The sequence below is a fragment of the Dactylosporangium roseum genome (assembly GCF_025264685.1).
Lineage (GTDB): Bacteria > Actinomycetota > Actinomycetes > Mycobacteriales > Micromonosporaceae > Dactylosporangium > Dactylosporangium roseum.
In genome coordinates this window covers 7,164,592-7,180,154 of the sequence record NZ_CP073721.1, presented here as the reverse complement: position 1 = coordinate 7,180,154, position 15,563 = coordinate 7,164,592, and the positions used below count along the sequence as shown (strand labels likewise).

The following is a 15,563-nucleotide window of genomic DNA, read 5'->3' as shown; positions in this document are numbered from 1 at the left end:
TACCCATGTGTCGGCCGCCAGCTCGCCGACATCGGGATGGAGGCGGCACACCTTGTGCCGGACGGTTCACCGTGGCGCCTGATCAACGTGTCACCGAGAAATCAGCGGCGATAAGGAGCTTGTATGGAGGAACGCGGTGCACAGCAGACGGCCCGGCTGTTGATCGACACCGGCAAGTGTCGAGTCGAAACTCACCCCCAGCATGGGGTGGTGATCACCGGGTTGTTGGTCGCCAAGGTGGTCGACGGCCGGACCGTCATGGTCCCCAGCAGGTAGCAAAACGGGCGCCCGATGAGGGGCGCCCGTTTCGTTCGTCGAGGGATCAGGCAGGCAGCGTTCCGACCCTGATGGGGCAGGTCATGCCGTTGGGGCCATGGTTGCAGTACCCGTTGGGGTTTTGTCACTTGAAAGGTACTGCTGGTGGTTGGAGTACCTCAGAGGCAAAGTGCGGCGGCGATGTCGCTGACCTTCTGGACCAGGCGCATCGATCCGGGGATCTCTCGGAAGCCGTGGTGCTGATAGAAGCCGTGGGCCGCCCCGTCGATCGCGTCGATGACCACAAACCTGGCGGCAACGGTCTGTGTGGCGACGACGATCCGGTGGAGCGCGTCGGAGAGCAGTACGCCGCCGTGGCCCTGACCGTGCAGAGTCTTGTCGAGTGCAAGGCGGGCGAGCAGCACGGCCGGGATCTGAGCTGGATAGCCCCGGCCGAGTGCGCGAGGAAGGTCTTGGCGCACGATGAGATGCGCGGCGATTGTGTAGTACGCGACTACGCGACGATCCTCGTCCCATACGAACGTGCGGCCCGTGCGCCGGGCCTCGGTCGTCATCGCGTGCTGCTGGAGCCAGTCATCGAGGTCGGGCTTACTGCTGTCGAAGAAGCTGGTGTCGTGCTGCTCGCTCAGGGCTTCGCTGATGAACGGCACCTGGGCTTATCGTCGTTCCACGATGCGGCGAGCCCGTTGCGCGGCGGCCTGCAGCGCTTGGTTCGGCGTTGCCGGCTGGTCGAGCGCGGCAAGAAGCTCGTCGAAGAACTCCGCCGGCACAGCGGTGGCCATCATGTGCTCTCGCAGGACGCGTTCGGCGCGCTCTTCCGCCGCCGTCCGTGCGAAGTCTGACGTGCTCTCGTGCACGAGATCTGCCGCTTGCTGGATCCGTCTTTTGGCTTCTGGCCGCAGGCGGAACTCGAAGCGCGCGGATGCTGCGATGGTCATCGAGCCCCCTTGCTGTCCGTACGATTGTACGGACAGCAAGGGAAATCTCCACCTCAGGAGGCGTCGGGGACCGTTGCGACGCCGATGGGGCAGGTCATGCCGTTCGGACCGTGGTTGCAGTACCCGCCGGGGTTCTTGTCACTGGAGAGGTACTGCTGGTGGTAGTCCTCGGCGTAGTAGAACGGTCCGGCCTCGGCGATCTCCGTCGTGATCTCGCCCTTGCCGGCGGCCCGCACCACCGGGGCGAACGCCTCGCGGGTGGTGGCGGCCGTGGCGGCCTGGGCGGGGGTCGTGGTGTAGATCGCCGAGCGGTACTGGGTGCCCACGTCGTTGCCCTGGCGCATGCCCTGGGTCGGGTCGTGGTTCTCCCAGAACGCCTTCAGTAGCTGCTCGTAGGACACCTTCGCCGGGTCGTACACCACCTGGACCGCCTCCGTGTGGCCGGTCATGCCGGAGCAGACCTCCTCGTAGGTCGGGTTCTTCGTGATGCCGCCCTGGTAGCCCACCGACGTCGAGTAGACGCCGGGGATACGCCAGAAGATCCGCTCCGCGCCCCAGAAGCAGCCCAGGCCGAAATAGGCGACCTCGAGCCCGGCCGGCCAGGGGCCGCGCAGCGGGGTGCCGAGGACGGTGTGCTTCGCGGCGACGGGCATCTCGACGTCACGGCCGGGCAGGGCCGACTCCGGGGTCGGCAGGTCTAGCTGCTTCTTGTACCGCAGGAACACAATCAGCTCCTTAAACTTGAGGTGCTCGGACTCAAGTCTGCCGCGCCACCGCGCGAGATGCCTTATCAAGGCATTACGGCTGCGATCTTCTCCGCGTAGGACCGCGCCTCGTCGTCCGACTCGTACTTGGTGCGCGGCCAGAAGAAGCCGCGCAGGCCGTCGCCCTTCGTCCGCGGCACCACGTGTGTGTGCAGGTGCGGCACGCTCTGCGAGACCTTGTTGTTGATCGCGACGAAGGTCCCGCCCGCCGAGAGTCCCGTCTCCACCGCGCGCGCCACAGCCTGTACAAATCCGAAATATGGCGCCAACTCGGATGACGGCAGATCCGGCAGGGTCACCACGTGCGAGCGTGGCGTCACGAGCAGGTGTCCCTTGAAGACCGGGCGGATGTCGAGAAACGCGACGGCTGAATCACAGGAGGCCACCATGAACGCCGGAGCGGAGCCCGACGCGATGGCGCAGAAAAGACAGGCCGACACGCATGCCAGCCTATCCGCCACTATGGTCGGTGCCATGAACCACGGCTTCGAGACGCTCGCCATCCACGCCGGACAGGAGCCGGATCCCACGACCGGCGCGGTGATCCCGCCCATCTACCAGACCAGCACCTACGCTCAGGACGCGGTCGGACAGCCGCGTCAGGGGTACGAGTACAGCCGCACCGCCAACCCCACCCGTGACGCACTCCAGGAGTGCCTCGCCGCACTCGAGGGCGGACGCCGCGCCCTCGCGTTCGCGTCCGGCCTCGCCGCCGAGGACACCCTGCTCCGCACGGTCTGCCGGCCGGGCGACCACGTCGTCATCCCCGACGACGCATACGGCGGCACCTACCGGCTCTTCGCCCGCGTCGCGCAGCGCTGGGGCCTCGACTGGACCGCCGCCTCCATCCACAGCGTCGACGCCGTCCGCGAGGCGATCACCGACCGCACGAAGATCGTCTGGGTCGAGACGCCGACCAACCCGCTGCTCGGCATCGCCGACATCGCGGCCCTCGCCCAGGTCGCCCACGACCGCGGCGCGCTGCTGGTCGTCGACAACACCTTCGCCTCGCCGTATCTCCAGCAGCCGCTCCACCTCGGCGCCGACGTCGTCGTGCACTCCACCACGAAGTACGTCGGCGGGCACTCCGACGTCGTCGGCGGCGCGCTCGTGGGCGTCGACGAGGAGTTGATGCAGAACCTCGCCTATCACCAGAACGCGATGGGCGCGGTTGCCGGCCCGTTCGACTCCTGGCTGACGCTGCGCGGCGTCAAGACCCTCGGCGTGCGCATGGACCGCCACTGCGACAACGCGGAGAAGGTCGTCGAGTTCCTCCAGCGGCACAAGGCCGTCGCTCAGGTGCTCTACCCGGGTCTGCCGGAGCACCACGGGCATGAGATCGCCGCGAAGCAGATGAAGCGGTACGGCGGGATGGTCAGCTTCCGCGCGCGAGGCGGCGAGGAGCACGCGGTCGAGATCTGTGACCGCGCCAAGCTGTTTGTCCTCGGCGAGTCGCTCGGTGGGGTGGAGTCGCTGATCGAGCACCCCGGCCGCATGACCCACGCCAGCGCCGCGGGCAGCCCGCTGGAGGTACCTTCGGACCTCGTCCGCCTGTCCGTCGGGATCGAAACAATCGACGATCTTCTGGCCGACCTGGAGCAGGCCCTCGCTCGTTGAGACACTAGCGCCTGTTTCATGGCTGAGGCCGGGCTGCGGCGGGCCGAACGCCCCGAGCCCGGCGCGCACCCGGCGAACGTTGAAACAGGCGCTAGACCGCACCCGCCGCCGGTACGGAAGGTGTCCCGAATGCTGCACCGCTCCACCACCTGGGTAGGCGCCACCGCCAGGGAGATCGCCCGTGCCGTCCGGCGCGGTGACACGTCGGCCACGCAGGTCGTGGCCGATCACCTCGACTCGATCCGGGCCTACGACCGCATCGTCGGCGCGTTCCGTGAGGTGCGCGCCGCCGCCGCGATCGCCGAGGCGGAGACGGTCGACGAGCAGCCCGAGCTCGGCAACCTGGCGCTCGCCGGGGTGCCGATCGCGGTCAAGGAGAACACCCCGGTCGCCGGCCTGGCGACGTGGAACGGGTCGGCGGCCGCCCGGGGGCCGGTCGCCGACCGGGACCACGAGGTGGTCCGGCGGCTCCGGGGTGCCGGCGCGGTGGTCGTCGGGGTCACGCGGATGCCGGAGCTCGGCATCTGGGCGGTCACCGACGACGCCGACGGCGTGACCCGCAACCCGTGGCGCACCGACCGGACGCCGGGCGGCTCTAGCGGCGGCTCGGCGGCCGCGGTCGCCGCCGGTCTGGTGCCCATCGCCCACGGCAACGACGGCCTCGGCTCGGTGCGCATCCCGGCCGCCTGCTGCGGCATCGTCGGGCTCAAGCCCGGCCGGGGAGTGGTGCCGGCCGGCATCGGCGCCAACGACTGGTACGGGCTGGCCGAGAACGGCATCCTCGCCACCACGGTCGCCGATGCGCATCTCGGGTTCTCGGTGCTCGCCGGCCGTACACCTCAGGCGCTCACACCGCCGGGAACGCTCCGCGTGGCGGTCTCCCTCCGCAGCCCCGTCGCCGGGGTCTTCGCGGACGCGGGCGCGCGGCAGGGGCTCAGCGACGCGGTCCGGCTGCTGCTCGCCCGGGGGCACGAGGCGGTCCGCGCCGACCCCGTCTACCCGCCGTCGCTGGCGACCAAGGTCCTCGCGACCTGGTTCGCCGCGGTGCACCTGGACACCGTCGAGGCCGACCGCGAGCGTCTGCAACCGCGGACCCGGCGCCACGCCGCACTCGGCGAGCAGGCGCTGGCTCGGGGCCTCGTCCGCGACGCCGACCGGGCCACCTGGCGCGAGCGGTGCCAGAACTGGTTCGCCGACGGCCGGTTCGACGTTCTCGTCACCCCGGCCCTGGCGGCCGCACCGCCGGCCGCGCAGCGCTGGTCGGCTCGGTCCTGGACGGCGAACATGCTGGCCAACGCCCGATACGCGCCCTACGCGGCGCCGTGGAACTTCGCCGGCTTCCCGGCCCTGGTCGTCCCGGTCGGCGTGCGTCCCGACGGCCTGCCGGCCGCGGTGCAGCTCGTCGGAGCGCCGGGCGCTGAGCTGTTGCTGCTCGGTCTGGCCGGGCAGATCGAGGAGCGGGCACCGTGGCGCCGGCACGCGCCCGGGTGGCCGCGGATGGCGGCCCGGCTGCGGTGACCAGGATCCGCGCCATCTCGCACTGGGCGACCACCGCGATGCTCGGGGTGGCCGGCACCGCGCTCGCGCAACTCTTGATCGCCTTCGTGCCGCTGGCGGACATCTGGGCCGCCCACCGCCCCGGCGCCGGGGCCGCGGCCCTCGCCGCCACGGTGCGGATCGTCGCGTGGATCCTGCTCGCCGCCACCGCTCTGGTGGCGGCGATCGCGTTCGCGGGCTGGCTCACTCGCGCGCGGTCCAACCTTGCCGCCTTCGGCGTGGAGCCCCGGAAGGTCACCACGGGCAGCGTCGGCCGGTCGCCCGAGCTGCGTCGGCGGATGACCGTGCTGAGCTGGCTGTTCCGGGTGAGCCTGCTGGCCGCCTGCCTGGTGACCGGCCTGGGCCTCGTCGCCGGGCTCGACAACGTCGACGAGATCGGCGACGTGCGCGACCAGGCGGCGGCCGGTCACCCGGTCGACGGCGCGCTCGTGGCCGACCTGTTCGGCCGCCAGCTCATGCTGCGCCTGCCCGGCGCCGCGCTGTTCGTCGTCGCCGCGGTCTTCGCCCTCCTGCTGATCGCCCGGACGACCAGCGCGCAGTACGGCCGGGTGGCCCGCCTGCGCGGCGTCACCCTGCTGCCGGCCGCGATCACCGCCCTGCGCCCGGCGAATGACGACTGGACGGTAGTTCTGCCCGCGCACGCAACACCGACCACCGTGGGTGGCACGATCAGGGAATGACCGTCGCCGTCCCATCGGAACTCGTGACGCTTGCCGACATCGAAGCGGCAAAGGAACTGCTGGCAGGTGTGATCCGCCGGACCCCGGTGGAGCCCAGCCGGCCACTCACCGCCAAACTCGGCGGGCACACGTGGCTCAAGTGCGAGAACCTGCAACGCGCCGGCTCGTTCAAGGTGCGCGGCGCCTACGTTCGGATCGCCCGGCTGAGCGAGGAGGAGCGCCGCCGCGGTGTCGTCGCGGCGAGCGCCGGCAACCACGCGCAGGGTGTCGCGCTCGCGGCCGGCCTGCTCGGCATCACCACCACCGTGTTCATGCCGGTCGGCGCGCCCCTACCGAAGATCGCCGCGACCAAGAACTACGGCGCCCAGGTGGAGTTCGTCGGCGCCACCGTCGACGAGGCGCTGGTCGCCGCCCACGAGTTCGCGGACCGTACGGGTGCCGTGCTGATCCACCCCTTCGACCATCCCGACATCATCGCGGGCCAGGGCACGCTCGGCCTGGAGCTGATCGAGCAGGTGCCCAACGCCAGGACGATCGTGACGGGCATCGGCGGCGGCGGGCTCATCTCCGGCCTCGCGGTGGCCGTCAAGGCCAAGCGCCCCGACGTGCGGATCATCGGCGTGCAGGCCGAGGGCGCGGCCGCCTTCCCGGTCTCGCTGCGCGAAGGCCGCCCGGTGCGGCTGAAGTCGTTCGGCACCATCGCCGACGGCATCGCGGTCGGCCGCCCGGGCGATCTCACCTTCGCTCACGTCGGCAAGTTGGTGGACGAGGTCGTCACGGTCACCGACGAGGACATCTCCCGCGCGCTGCTGATGCTGCTGGAGCGGGGCAAGACGGTCGTGGAGCCGGCCGGCAGCGTCGGGGTCGCCGCGCTGCTCGCGGGCGTCGTCGAGGTCGAGACGCCGGCCGTCGCGGTCCTGTCCGGCGGCAACATCGACCCGATGCTCATGCTGCGGGTGATCGAGCACGGCCTGGCCGCCGCGGGCCGGTACCTGGCCTTCACGGTCCGCTGCGGCGACCGCCCGGGGCACCTGGCCAAGCTGCTGGCGTACATCGCCGAGCAGGGCGCCAACGTCGTCGACGTCGCGCACCGCCGCCAAGATCCGCGCCTCCGGCTCGGCGAGGTGGAGATCGGGCTCTCGGTCGAGACCCGCGGCGCCGAGCACTCCGATCGGCTGGTGAACGCGCTCCGCTCGGCCGGCTACACGGTGACCTTCGACGTCTAGTGCGGTGTCCCTCGCCGTCGACCGGACCCACCTTTGCTGATCTTGCGGTTGTGGTGCCGAGACACTCCTAGAATGCCCGGTTTGTCAGGCACCACAACTGCAAGATCGACGCGTAACAAGGGTGGCGCTCAGCCGCTGAAGGGCTCGAACGAGATGACCTTGACCTTGATCTCGGCGCCGCTCGGTGCGGTGTACTTCACGGCATCGCCCCGGTGTGCCCCGAGGATCGCCTTGCCCAGCGCGGACTCGGGGCTGTAGACGGTCAGCTCGGTCGTCGCGGCGATCTCACGCGAGCCGAGGAGGAACGTCTCGGTGTCGTCCTCGTCGTCGTCGAACTGGATCGTCACGACGGTGCCGGGGGCGACCGTATCGCTCGTCGGCGCCTCGCCGACGACCGCCTTGCGGAGGAACTCCTTCAGGTAGAGAATCCGGCCCTCGGCCTTGCTCTGCTCTTCCCGTGCGGCGTGGTATCCGCCGTTTTCGCGCAGATCGCCCTCTTCGCGGCGTGCGTTGATCTCGGCAGCTATCGCCGGGCGGTTGGCGATGAGCTCGTCCAGCTCGGCCTGCAACCGGTCATAGGCGTCCTGCGACAGCCAGGTGGTGGCCTGTCCGCCGTCGGTGGTCGACACTGAAGATCTCCTTACGGGCACGCTTGGTCAAACCACCAAAGTACCAGTGAGTCGCATCACCGTGGCTACGCGCGCTCAGCGGGACGTTGCTCAACGGTCACGCGGAGCGCTCGTCCGGGACGGTCACCCGGAGTGGTCACCTGGAGCGGTGCGGGCCGCAGGCCGGAACCTCGACGGTGACGGGCCGGTCGCTGGTCGCGAGGCGGTACGAGACCACCGGCGCGGCGCCCTTCGGCACGTCGACCTCCGCCAGTCCGACCTCCTCGCCGTTGGCCGACCGGGCCCGGACCCGGCAGGTCGCCTCCTTCTCGGCGCCCTTGCGCACCACGAACTCGACGTTGATGCCGTCGTCGGTGATGTTGTAGAAGCGCTGGACCTGCGGCTCGTACTCCTGCGGCCCGTACTGCTGGAAAAGGCGCCACGCGATCGCGACACCGGCCAGCACCACGACGGCCGCCACGAGGATCACCGGCAAGGTCCGGCGCGGTCGTGGTTCCCGCCGGCGGCCGTAACGGCCGGGCGGATACTTCGTTGTGGCGTGCGTCTCTGTCACAGGGTGGCGTCCTCGTCGTTTTGTCGGAGGTACCGACCACAATAGGGTCGTTACCCGGGGCGCCCCGGCAGCGGGGTTGGACGCAGACCTTAGGAGAGCTCGTGGCCGAGCAACTTCGATTGATGGCCGTGCATGCACATCCGGACGACGAATCGAGCAAGGGCGCGGCCGCGATGGCGAAATACGCGGCCGACGGCGTCGATGTGCTCGTCGTCACATGCACCGGTGGTGAGCGCGGCAGCGTGCTCAATCCGAAGCTCGACCGTCCGGACGTATGGGAGAACATCGCCGCGATCCGACGCGCCGAGATGGACCGTGCCCGCGAGATCCTCGGCGTCCGGCAGGCCTGGCTCGGGTTCGTCGACTCGGGCTACCCGGAGGGTGACCCGCTGCCGCCGCTGCCCGAGGGTTGCTTCGGCCTGGTGGATCCCGAAGAGGGCGCGGCGCCGCTGGTGGAGTTGATCCGCAGCTTCAAGCCGCACGTCATCACGACGTATGACGAGGAGGGCGGCTATCCGCATCCCGACCACGTCATGACGCACAAGGTCACGATGGTGGCGTTCGAGGCGGCGGCCGATCCGGCGCGCTACCCGGACCGCGGTGAGCCGTGGCAGCCGCTGAAGCTCTACTACAACATGGGCTGGTCGCGGGCCCGGATGATGGCGCTGCACGAGGCCATGCTGGACGCGACCGGCGAGTCGCCCTACGCGGACTGGATCAAGGAGTGGGACAACCGCCGGGACGTCGGTGAGCGAGTCACCACGCGCGTGCCGTGCGGCGAGTACTTCGAGATCCGCGACGACGCGCTGCGTGCGCACGCCACGCAGGTCGACCCGGACGGTTTCTGGTTCGCGGTGCCGCTGCCGATCCAGCAGAAGGTGTGGCCCACGGAGGACTACGAGCTGGTCAAGTCGCACGTCGAGACGCGGCGGCCGGAAGACGATCTCTTCACCGGCGTAAGGTGAGACCATGCTCGCCTTGGACATCCTCGCGGAGAACAACTTCGGCGACACCAGGTCAGGTGGGCTGGCAGGGCCGATGGGCCTGCTCATCATCGTCCTGCTGGCGATCGCCACGGTGCTGCTGATCCGCAACATGACGGCCCGCATCCGTCGTCTGCCGGCCGAGTTCCCCGGCCAGGACGACGGCCCGGGCAAGCCCTCAGACGAGGACAAATCGACGACTGTCTGACCGAAGCCACCGATGATCTGAGTCAGAAACGGATTATCGACCACTGTTCCGCCTTTCTTCCGTGCTTTAGCCTTCACGGGGTGCGCGTTCCCTTCGCCGGGCGCGCCTCCCCGGTGGGCCGGGAAGGGAGGCCGAATGGTGAACGCGTCGACGCGTTCCGAGCCGGCCCTCACTACCGGCATTCCTGATCACGCTATGCAAATGTACGGATGCATAGCGTTATTGTTGCGGGTTGATACGGCCGAGTGATGAGACCGCTTCCGGCGCGCCTCAACGCCGCCGTCGCAGGAGCCGCCGCCCTCGGCGCGGCGGTCGCTGCGCTCGTGGCGGCGGGTGTCCCGGGCGGTGCGCTCGATCGTCACGCCGTCGTCGCCGTCGATCGAGGGCTGGTGTCGGCGGTCCTCGCCGGGCTCGGCGTCGTGGTGCTCGCCCAGATCGCCGGCCTCCGCGTCCGCGCGGGCGAGGGGCACGCCCGGCTCGCCTGGGGTGAGGCCGCGATCGTCGTCGTGTGCGCCAGCCTGCCGGCCGCCCTCGTCCCGCTGGTCGTGCTGGTCGGTGTCGGCATCTCACACACCCTGCTGCGCGCCGTCGACGCCCGCGCCGGGCGCCGTCGCCACCTCCGTGACCTGCTCTTCAGCGTCTCTGCCCTGACCGTCGCCGGCACGCTGGCCGCGATCGTGACCGCGATCGTGCACCCGCCGTACGACCGGCCGCTCGAACCCCGCACCATCGCCGCGCTGTGCGCGGGCGCGATCGTCTACTACCTGGTCGCCGTCCTGCTGGTCTCCGTCCACGTCGCCGTGGTCCGCGGGGGCAGCCTGCGCGCCACCTTCGTGCAGATGCTGAGCAGGAAGCTGCTCATGGTCATCGGCAACGTGGCCGCCGGTCTGGTCATCGTCTGGGCCTGCGTCACGAACCCGCTCCTGCTGCTGCTCCTCCCGCCGGTGCTCTGGCTGCTGCACCAGTTCTACGCCAACCGGCTCGGCGAGAACGACGACCGCCGCGCGTGGCAGGACTTCGCCGAGGCCACCCGCGACCTCAACCGGCTCGACGAACGCGAGGCCGCCGAGTCCGGGGTGGTCGGCGCCAAGCGGCTGTTCAAGGCCGCCGCCGCCCGCGTGGTCCTGGCCGGCGGCCGGGCCTACGGCGACCCGATCCCGCCCGGCGGGGGCGCCGCCGTGACCAGCCGGCCGCTGGTCGTCGGTGAGATGACCGTGGGGGAGTTGCAGCTCGCGGGCCTCAACCCGCTGCGCCTCCGCGACCGGCTCATGCTCGCCGCGTTCGGTGATGCGCTCGCCGCGGCCCTGCACGACGCGATCACCCAGGACGCCCTGCGTTCGATGAGCGAGCGCACCACGTACGACGCGGTCCACGACCCGCTGACCGGCCTCTTCAACCGGGCCGCCCTGCTCACCCGGGGCAACGCGCAGCTCGCCCGGTGCACCCCCGGAGACCCGGTCGCGCTGTTGCTGTTCGACATCAACGAGTTCAAAGAGGTCAACAACGCGCTCGGGCACACCGCCGGTGACGAGGTGCTCAAGGTCATCGCCCGGCGGGTCACCGGCGCGGGCAACGCCGATGACCTGCTGGCCCGGCTCGGCGGCGACGAGTTCGCCGTGCTCGTCACCGATCTCGCGGCGGGCGGCGCCGACCTGGCGCTCGCCGCCGCGGTCGAGCGGGCCCGCAAGCTGGGCGCGCGGATCGCCGCGCCGATGCGGATCGACGGCGTCGCGCTGTCGAAGGAGCCGTCGGTCGGTGTCGTGGTCGCCGCCGCCGGCGAGGTGGACCTGACCGAGCTGCTGCGCCGGGCGGACATCGCGATGTACCAGGCGAAACACGGCGGTCAGCCGGTGGCGTGGTACGACCCGGCGTGCGACGACGCCAGCACCGACCGGCTCGCCCTGCTGGCCGAGCTGCGGGAGGCGCTCGCGGCCGGGGAGCAGCTCACCCTCGAACTGCAGCCCGCGGTCGGGCTCGGCGGCAAGCCGACCGGCAAGGCGACCGGCAAGGCGCTGTTCAACGGCCAGATCACCAGCGTCGAGGCGCTGGTCCGCTGGCAGCACCCGCGGCGCGGCAAGCTGGCGCCGGGCCAGTTCCTGGCGGCGGTCGAGGCGAGCGAGCTGATCGGCCCGCTGACCCACTGGGTGCTCGACCGGGCCATCGGCCTGGCCTCCGGCTGGCGCCGCTCCGGCCTGGCGGTGCCGGTGGCCGTCAACATCTCGCCACGCAGCCTCGTGGATCGGCAGCTACCGGAGGCGATCGACGAGCTGCTCGGCCGCCATCGGCTTCCGGCGGAGCTGCTCATCCTGGAGATCACCGAGACGGTGATGCTGTCCAGCTCGCCCGTCATCGACGACGTGCTGTCCCGTATCCGGTGCCTCGGCGTCCAGCTCGCGGTCGACGACTTCGGGACGGGCTACTCGTCGTTCACGGTGCTCACGCGGGTGCCCGTGCAAGAAGTCAAGATCGACCGTGAGTTCGTGGCGCAGATGTCGGACCTGCCGAAGGCCGGGGCGATCGTACGGGCAACGATCGATCTCGGCCGCAGCCTCGACCTGCGGATCGTCGCCGAGGGTGTGGAGCATCCGGAGCAGCGGGCGGCACTCGCCGAGCTGGGCTGCACGGCCGCGCAGGGCTTCCTGTTCTACCCGCCGATGCCACCGGAGCGGCTCGCCGCCGTGCTCCGCGAGCGCCGCCAGGTGCAGCGCCGCCACCTCCGTGCCGAGGGGACCGGGTGATTTTCCGCCCGACCGGCGGTTCGTAGCGGCTCACCGGGGTGATGGTTGCGTACCGTCACGAGACATGCGACGGGGGGTTGTCCTCAGCTTGGGGTTCGTGGTCGTGGCAATCGGGGCGTTTGTCGTCCTGGACCGCTTCGGCGGCACCGACCGGTTCGCTGACCTGCCCGGTGCGGTCGACGTCCGGTTCAAGGGCAGTTTCACCGCACAGCAGGTCGCCGCCCTGGCGGCGCTTCCACAGGCGGCCGCGGTCGAGTGCGCCTCGACCCTCTACGGCGTCAAGATCTACGCGCCGACGGGGGCGCTGCCGGGCTCGACGGTCCTCACGGCGGTGCGCAGTCCCGGGCTGCGCCGCGCCACGGCACTGGACGGGCAGTATCCGGCGAGCGACTCGCAACTGCTGGTCGACGAGCAGACGGCGGCCCGGCACGGCGTCCGGATCGGCCAGCGGGTCAGCCTGGAGCGCGGCGGGCACGTCGTCCCGGCCACCGTCGTCGGCATCGCCGACCGGCCGGCCGACGGCTCGACGGGCGCGTCGGAGGCGGTCGCCGTGCTGCCGGCCGGGGGCGTCGCCAAGCTCGACGGCGGCGCGCCGTGCGACGAGGTCGCCGTCCAACTGCGGCGCCGCAGCGAGGCGACCGCCTTCCAGAAGGCGGCCTACGCCGTGCTCGGCACCGAGCCCGGCGTCACGTACGACGACTCACTGCGCGGTCACGTCTAGCGCCTGTGGCGCGCCGGCCCACGTCATGGACAGGCCGGTCGCGGCCCGTTCGGCGCGGATCTCCATCGCGCGGCCCAGGATCACGGCCCGGTCGGCGACCACGGCCGTGCCGTCCAGCGTGTAGGTGACCCGGTCGCTGACGAAGACCGGCGTGCCGGCGGGCTCCCCGAGGTACCGGCTGGAATCCCCGGACAGCACGTCCGGCCGGATCGTCTCGGAGGCACGGGCCACCGCCACGCCGATGTCGGCGAGCGCCGCGTAGAGGGCGACGCGGGTGAAGTCGACGTCGAGCAGTCGCGGGGCGAGGCGGACCCAGGAGACCTGGTGCACCGCGGCGTGGCCGGCGAACTCACGCACCCGCTCCAGCCGCAGGGCCGGCGAGCCGACGTGTGCCGCGACGGGCGCGGGCGGGTCGCCGGCCCCGCTGGAGACGACCGCCGTGCGCACCTCGTGCCCCTGCTCGCGCAGGTCGTCGGCGAGGCTGCGCAGCGAACCGAGCCGATACGCCAGGTGGGGCGGCGACACGAACGTGCCCCGACCCGCCTGCTGCACGATGAGCCCCTCGTCGCTGAGCTGCCGCAGCGCCTGGCGCAGCGTCATCAGCGTCACGCCATACGCCGCGCTCAGCTCGCGCTGCGCCGGCAACGCCGTCCCGGCCGGGTAGCGGCCGGCGTGGATCTTCGCGGCCAGGTCGGCGGCGATCGCGCGGTACCGGGGCTCGGCCTCGCGCGGCATCGTCACCCTCCAGACATGGCTTCCCGCATCGTGCCCACGTAGGCGCCGATCTCGGCCGGCCCCGCCCCGTCGAGCAGCCGGCGCATCACGGCGGCGCCGACCACGACACCGTCGGCGACGCGCGCCGCCGCGGCCGCCTGGGCGGGCGTGGAGATCCCGAATCCTAGCAACACCGGCAGTTCGGTCCGGGGCGCGAGCCGTGCGGCGAGCTCCCGCGCCGGCGCGGCGAGCGTCGTGCGCTCACCGGTGGTGCCCATCACCGAGACGGCGTAGACGAAGCCGCGGCTGCGGCGGCCGATCTCGGCCAGACGGTCGTCCGGCGTGACGGGGGAGGCGAGCAGCGCCAGGCCGATCCCGCGCGACCGCGCCGCCTCGGAAAGCTCGGCCGACTCCTCCAGCGGCAGGTCCGGCACGATGAGGCCGGTGAAGCCGGCCTCCGCCAGCCGGTCGCAGAACCCGGGCCGCAGCGCCAGGTTGGCGTACGTGCTGGCGACGAGCGGGACACCGCAGCGCGGGGTCGCGGCGAGCACGCCGCGCAGCGTCGCGCCCCGGGACAGCGCCACCGCCGTCGCCTCCTGGATCGTCGCTCCGTCGAGCGTGGGCTCGGAGAACGGCAGTCCGATCTCGACCAGGCCCGCGCCGGCGTCGGCGAACGCGTGCACGTAGGACGCCCAGTCGGCCGTCACACCACCCGTGACGTACGGCATCAGGGTCTTCACACCAGCTCCCGCAGTGTGGAGATGTCCTTGTCGCCCCGCCCGGACAGGGTGATCAGCACCGTGGATCCGGCCGGCAGCTCGCCGCGCAGGACCCACGCCACCGCGTGCGCCGACTCCAGCGCGGCCACGATCCCCTCGGTACGCGCGAGCCGCATGACCGCCTCGATCACCTCGGCGTCGGAGACGGTGACGTATCGCGCCCGGCCCAGGTCCCGCAGATGGACGTGCTCCGGTCCGATGCCGGGATAGTCGAGCCCGGCGGCGATCGAGTGCGCCTCCGTGACCTGCCCGTTCTCGTCCTGAAGGAACATCGACCGCGTTCCGTGGAGCACGCCGGAGGTGCCGTCGGCGGCGCCCGCGCCACCCGCGGCCTCGACGCCGATCAACCTGGCGGGGGTGTCGACGAACCCGGCGAACGTCCCCGCCGCGTTCGAGCCGCCACCGACGCACGCGACGACGTAGTCCGGCACGGCGGCCCGCAGTTCGGTGGCGCACTGGCGGCGGGCCTCGTCACCGATGACCCGCTGGAACTCCCGGACCATCCAGGGGTACGGGCTGGGCCCGAGCACGGAGCCCATGCAGTACATCGCCTCGTCCACGACGCCGACCCAGTGGCGCATCGCCTCGCTGGTGGCGTCCTTCAGAGTCCGGCTCCCGGTGCGCACCGGCACCACCTCGGCGCCGAGCATCCGCATCCGGAACACGTTGAGCGCCTGGCGCTCGATGTCCCGCTCGCCCATGAACACCGTGGCGCCGAGGCCGAACAGGGCGGCGGCGGTGGCGGTCGCGACCCCGTGCTGTCCGGCGCCCGTCTCGGCGACCAGCCGGGTCTTGCCCATCCGCTTGGCCAGCAGCGCCTGCCCGAGCACATTGTTGATCTTGTGGGAGCCGGTGTGGGCGAGGTCTTCCCGCTTGAGCAGCAGGGTGCTGCCGAGCTCGGCGGAGAGTCGCAGCGCCGGGGTCAGCGGCGTGGGGCGGCCGACGTGCGTCGCGAGCAGTCCGGCGAGCTGCCCGCGGAACGCGGGGTCGGCCCACGCCTCGCGGAACGCCTCCTCGACCTCGCGGCACGCGCCGACCAGCGACTCGGGCACGTAGCGGCCGCCGTGCTCGCCGAACCGGCCGAGCGGTCCGGGGTCGCCCATCAGGCCGCGCGGCCGCGTCGCGGGCTCGGGCCGGTGGTGAGGGCGGATGAGGAGATCACCCATGATCGGCCTCCACA

The 15,563-nt window shown here is 71.4% G+C and carries 17 protein-coding genes and 2 pseudogenes; 9 read left to right on the top strand and 10 right to left on the bottom strand.

Annotated features, from left to right (window positions below; genetic code table 11):
* The first annotated feature begins 123 nt into the window (after positions 1 to 123).
* Complete coding sequence (locus Drose_RS33635) at positions 124 to 276, top strand: hypothetical protein (protein WP_260725274.1); 153 nt, start codon at positions 124 to 126, stop codon at positions 274 to 276.
* A gap of 46 nt (positions 277 to 322) precedes the next feature.
* On the opposite strand, the pseudogene Drose_RS39240 reads toward Drose_RS33635, so the two are convergent.
* From Drose_RS39240 to Drose_RS33615, 5 genes and pseudogenes are all read right to left on the bottom strand, one after another.
* A pseudogene (locus Drose_RS39240) lies at positions 323 to 423 on the bottom strand (peptide-methionine (S)-S-oxide reductase MsrA); the annotation flags it as partial.
* A gap of 11 nt (positions 424 to 434) precedes the next feature.
* A complete protein-coding gene (locus tag Drose_RS33630; RefSeq protein ID WP_260725273.1) occupies positions 435 to 926 on the bottom strand; it encodes a GNAT family N-acetyltransferase in 492 nt (163 codons plus the stop codon).
* Positions 927 to 932: 6 nt separating this feature from the next.
* Positions 933 to 1,214, bottom strand: coding sequence for a type II toxin-antitoxin system TacA family antitoxin (locus Drose_RS33625; RefSeq protein WP_260725272.1), 282 nt, complete (start codon positions 1,212 to 1,214; stop codon positions 933 to 935).
* Between the two features lie 53 nt (positions 1,215 to 1,267).
* Positions 1,268 to 1,939 (bottom strand): peptide-methionine (S)-S-oxide reductase MsrA, encoded by a 672-nt coding sequence (gene msrA, locus Drose_RS33620; RefSeq protein WP_260725271.1) that lies wholly within the window; start codon positions 1,937 to 1,939, stop codon positions 1,268 to 1,270.
* Positions 1,940 to 2,004: 65 nt separating this feature from the next.
* Positions 2,005 to 2,418: an HIT family protein gene (locus Drose_RS33615; protein WP_390891468.1), complete on the bottom strand. Its 414-nt coding sequence runs from the start codon at positions 2,416 to 2,418 to the stop codon at positions 2,005 to 2,007.
* 34 nt (positions 2,419 to 2,452) lie between these two features.
* Between Drose_RS33615 and Drose_RS33610 the strand changes: the two genes are divergently transcribed.
* The 4 genes from Drose_RS33610 to ilvA all read left to right on the top strand — a co-directional run bounded on the left by Drose_RS33610 (position 2,453) and on the right by ilvA (position 7,058).
* Positions 2,453 to 3,595, top strand: coding sequence for a cystathionine gamma-synthase (locus tag Drose_RS33610; RefSeq protein ID WP_260725270.1), 1,143 nt, complete (start codon positions 2,453 to 2,455; stop codon positions 3,593 to 3,595).
* Between the two features lie 129 nt (positions 3,596 to 3,724).
* A complete protein-coding gene (locus tag Drose_RS33605) occupies positions 3,725 to 5,113 on the top strand; it encodes an amidase (protein ID WP_260725269.1) in 1,389 nt (462 codons plus the stop codon).
* Entirely contained in the window at positions 5,110 to 5,832 is a 723-nt protein-coding gene (locus Drose_RS33600; protein ID WP_260725268.1) for a hypothetical protein, read from the top strand. The genes Drose_RS33605 and Drose_RS33600 overlap by 4 nt, the downstream gene beginning before the upstream one ends.
* A complete protein-coding gene (gene ilvA, locus Drose_RS33595; RefSeq protein WP_260725267.1) occupies positions 5,829 to 7,058 on the top strand; it encodes a threonine ammonia-lyase in 1,230 nt (409 codons plus the stop codon). Before Drose_RS33600 ends, ilvA begins: the two co-directional genes overlap by 4 nt.
* A gap of 128 nt (positions 7,059 to 7,186) precedes the next feature.
* Here ilvA and greA read toward each other — a convergent pair whose 3' ends face one another.
* Entirely contained in the window at positions 7,187 to 7,687 is a 501-nt protein-coding gene (gene greA, locus Drose_RS33590) for a transcription elongation factor GreA (RefSeq protein WP_260725266.1), read from the bottom strand.
* A 136-nt stretch (positions 7,688 to 7,823) separates the two neighbouring features.
* Positions 7,824 to 8,240: a DUF4307 domain-containing protein gene (locus Drose_RS33585; RefSeq protein WP_260725265.1), complete on the bottom strand. Its 417-nt coding sequence runs from the start codon at positions 8,238 to 8,240 to the stop codon at positions 7,824 to 7,826.
* Between the two features lie 101 nt (positions 8,241 to 8,341).
* On the opposite strand from Drose_RS33585, the gene mca reads away from it, so the two are divergent.
* The 4 genes and pseudogenes from mca to Drose_RS33565 all read left to right on the top strand — a co-directional run bounded on the left by mca (position 8,342) and on the right by Drose_RS33565 (position 12,890).
* Positions 8,342 to 9,205, top strand: a complete 864-nt coding sequence (mca, locus tag Drose_RS33580) for a mycothiol conjugate amidase Mca (protein ID WP_260725264.1) — start codon at positions 8,342 to 8,344, stop codon at positions 9,203 to 9,205.
* Positions 9,206 to 9,209: 4 nt separating this feature from the next.
* A pseudogene (locus tag Drose_RS33575) lies at positions 9,210 to 9,395 on the top strand (hypothetical protein); the annotation flags it as partial.
* Between the two features lie 284 nt (positions 9,396 to 9,679).
* Positions 9,680 to 12,169: a putative bifunctional diguanylate cyclase/phosphodiesterase gene (locus tag Drose_RS33570; RefSeq protein WP_260725262.1), complete on the top strand. Its 2,490-nt coding sequence runs from the start codon at positions 9,680 to 9,682 to the stop codon at positions 12,167 to 12,169.
* 64 nt (positions 12,170 to 12,233) lie between these two features.
* On the top strand, positions 12,234 to 12,890 hold the full coding sequence (locus tag Drose_RS33565) for an ABC transporter permease (protein WP_260725261.1): 657 nt from the start codon (positions 12,234 to 12,236) through the stop codon (positions 12,888 to 12,890).
* Here the strand turns inward: Drose_RS33565 and Drose_RS33560 are convergent.
* From Drose_RS33560 to trpB, 3 genes are read right to left on the bottom strand one after another with little or no spacing between them, the layout of a single operon-like run.
* Positions 12,870 to 13,625 (bottom strand): GntR family transcriptional regulator, encoded by a 756-nt coding sequence (locus tag Drose_RS33560; protein WP_260725260.1) that lies wholly within the window; start codon positions 13,623 to 13,625, stop codon positions 12,870 to 12,872. The genes Drose_RS33565 and Drose_RS33560 overlap by 21 nt on opposite strands.
* A 2-nt stretch (positions 13,626 to 13,627) precedes the next feature.
* Positions 13,628 to 14,344, bottom strand: a complete 717-nt coding sequence (trpA, locus tag Drose_RS33555) for a tryptophan synthase subunit alpha (RefSeq protein WP_260725259.1) — start codon at positions 14,342 to 14,344, stop codon at positions 13,628 to 13,630.
* A complete protein-coding gene (gene trpB, locus Drose_RS33550) occupies positions 14,341 to 15,549 on the bottom strand; it encodes a tryptophan synthase subunit beta (protein ID WP_390891263.1) in 1,209 nt (402 codons plus the stop codon). Before trpB ends, trpA begins: the two co-directional genes overlap by 4 nt.
* Positions 15,550 to 15,563 lie beyond the last annotated feature (14 nt).

Excerpts from the sequence above, each read along its gene's own strand:
- Drose_RS33635 (WP_260725274.1), top strand. The coding sequence starts at position 124 with ATGGAGGAACGCGGTGCACAGCAGACGGCCCGGCTGTTGATCGACACC.
- Drose_RS33625 (WP_260725272.1), bottom strand. The coding sequence starts at position 1,214 with ATGACCATCGCAGCATCCGCGCGCTTCGAGTTCCGCCTGCGGCCAGAA.
- Drose_RS33610 (WP_260725270.1), top strand. The coding sequence starts at position 2,453 with ATGAACCACGGCTTCGAGACGCTCGCCATCCACGCCGGACAGGAGCCG.
- Drose_RS33605 (WP_260725269.1), top strand. The coding sequence starts at position 3,725 with ATGCTGCACCGCTCCACCACCTGGGTAGGCGCCACCGCCAGGGAGATC.
- ilvA (WP_260725267.1), top strand. The coding sequence starts at position 5,829 with ATGACCGTCGCCGTCCCATCGGAACTCGTGACGCTTGCCGACATCGAA.
- Drose_RS33570 (WP_260725262.1), top strand. The coding sequence starts at position 9,680 with ATGAGACCGCTTCCGGCGCGCCTCAACGCCGCCGTCGCAGGAGCCGCC.
- Drose_RS33565 (WP_260725261.1), top strand. The coding sequence starts at position 12,234 with ATGCGACGGGGGGTTGTCCTCAGCTTGGGGTTCGTGGTCGTGGCAATC.
- Drose_RS33560 (WP_260725260.1), bottom strand. The coding sequence starts at position 13,625 with ATGCCGCGCGAGGCCGAGCCCCGGTACCGCGCGATCGCCGCCGACCTG.
- trpB (WP_390891263.1), bottom strand. The coding sequence starts at position 15,549 with ATGGGTGATCTCCTCATCCGCCCTCACCACCGGCCCGAGCCCGCGACG.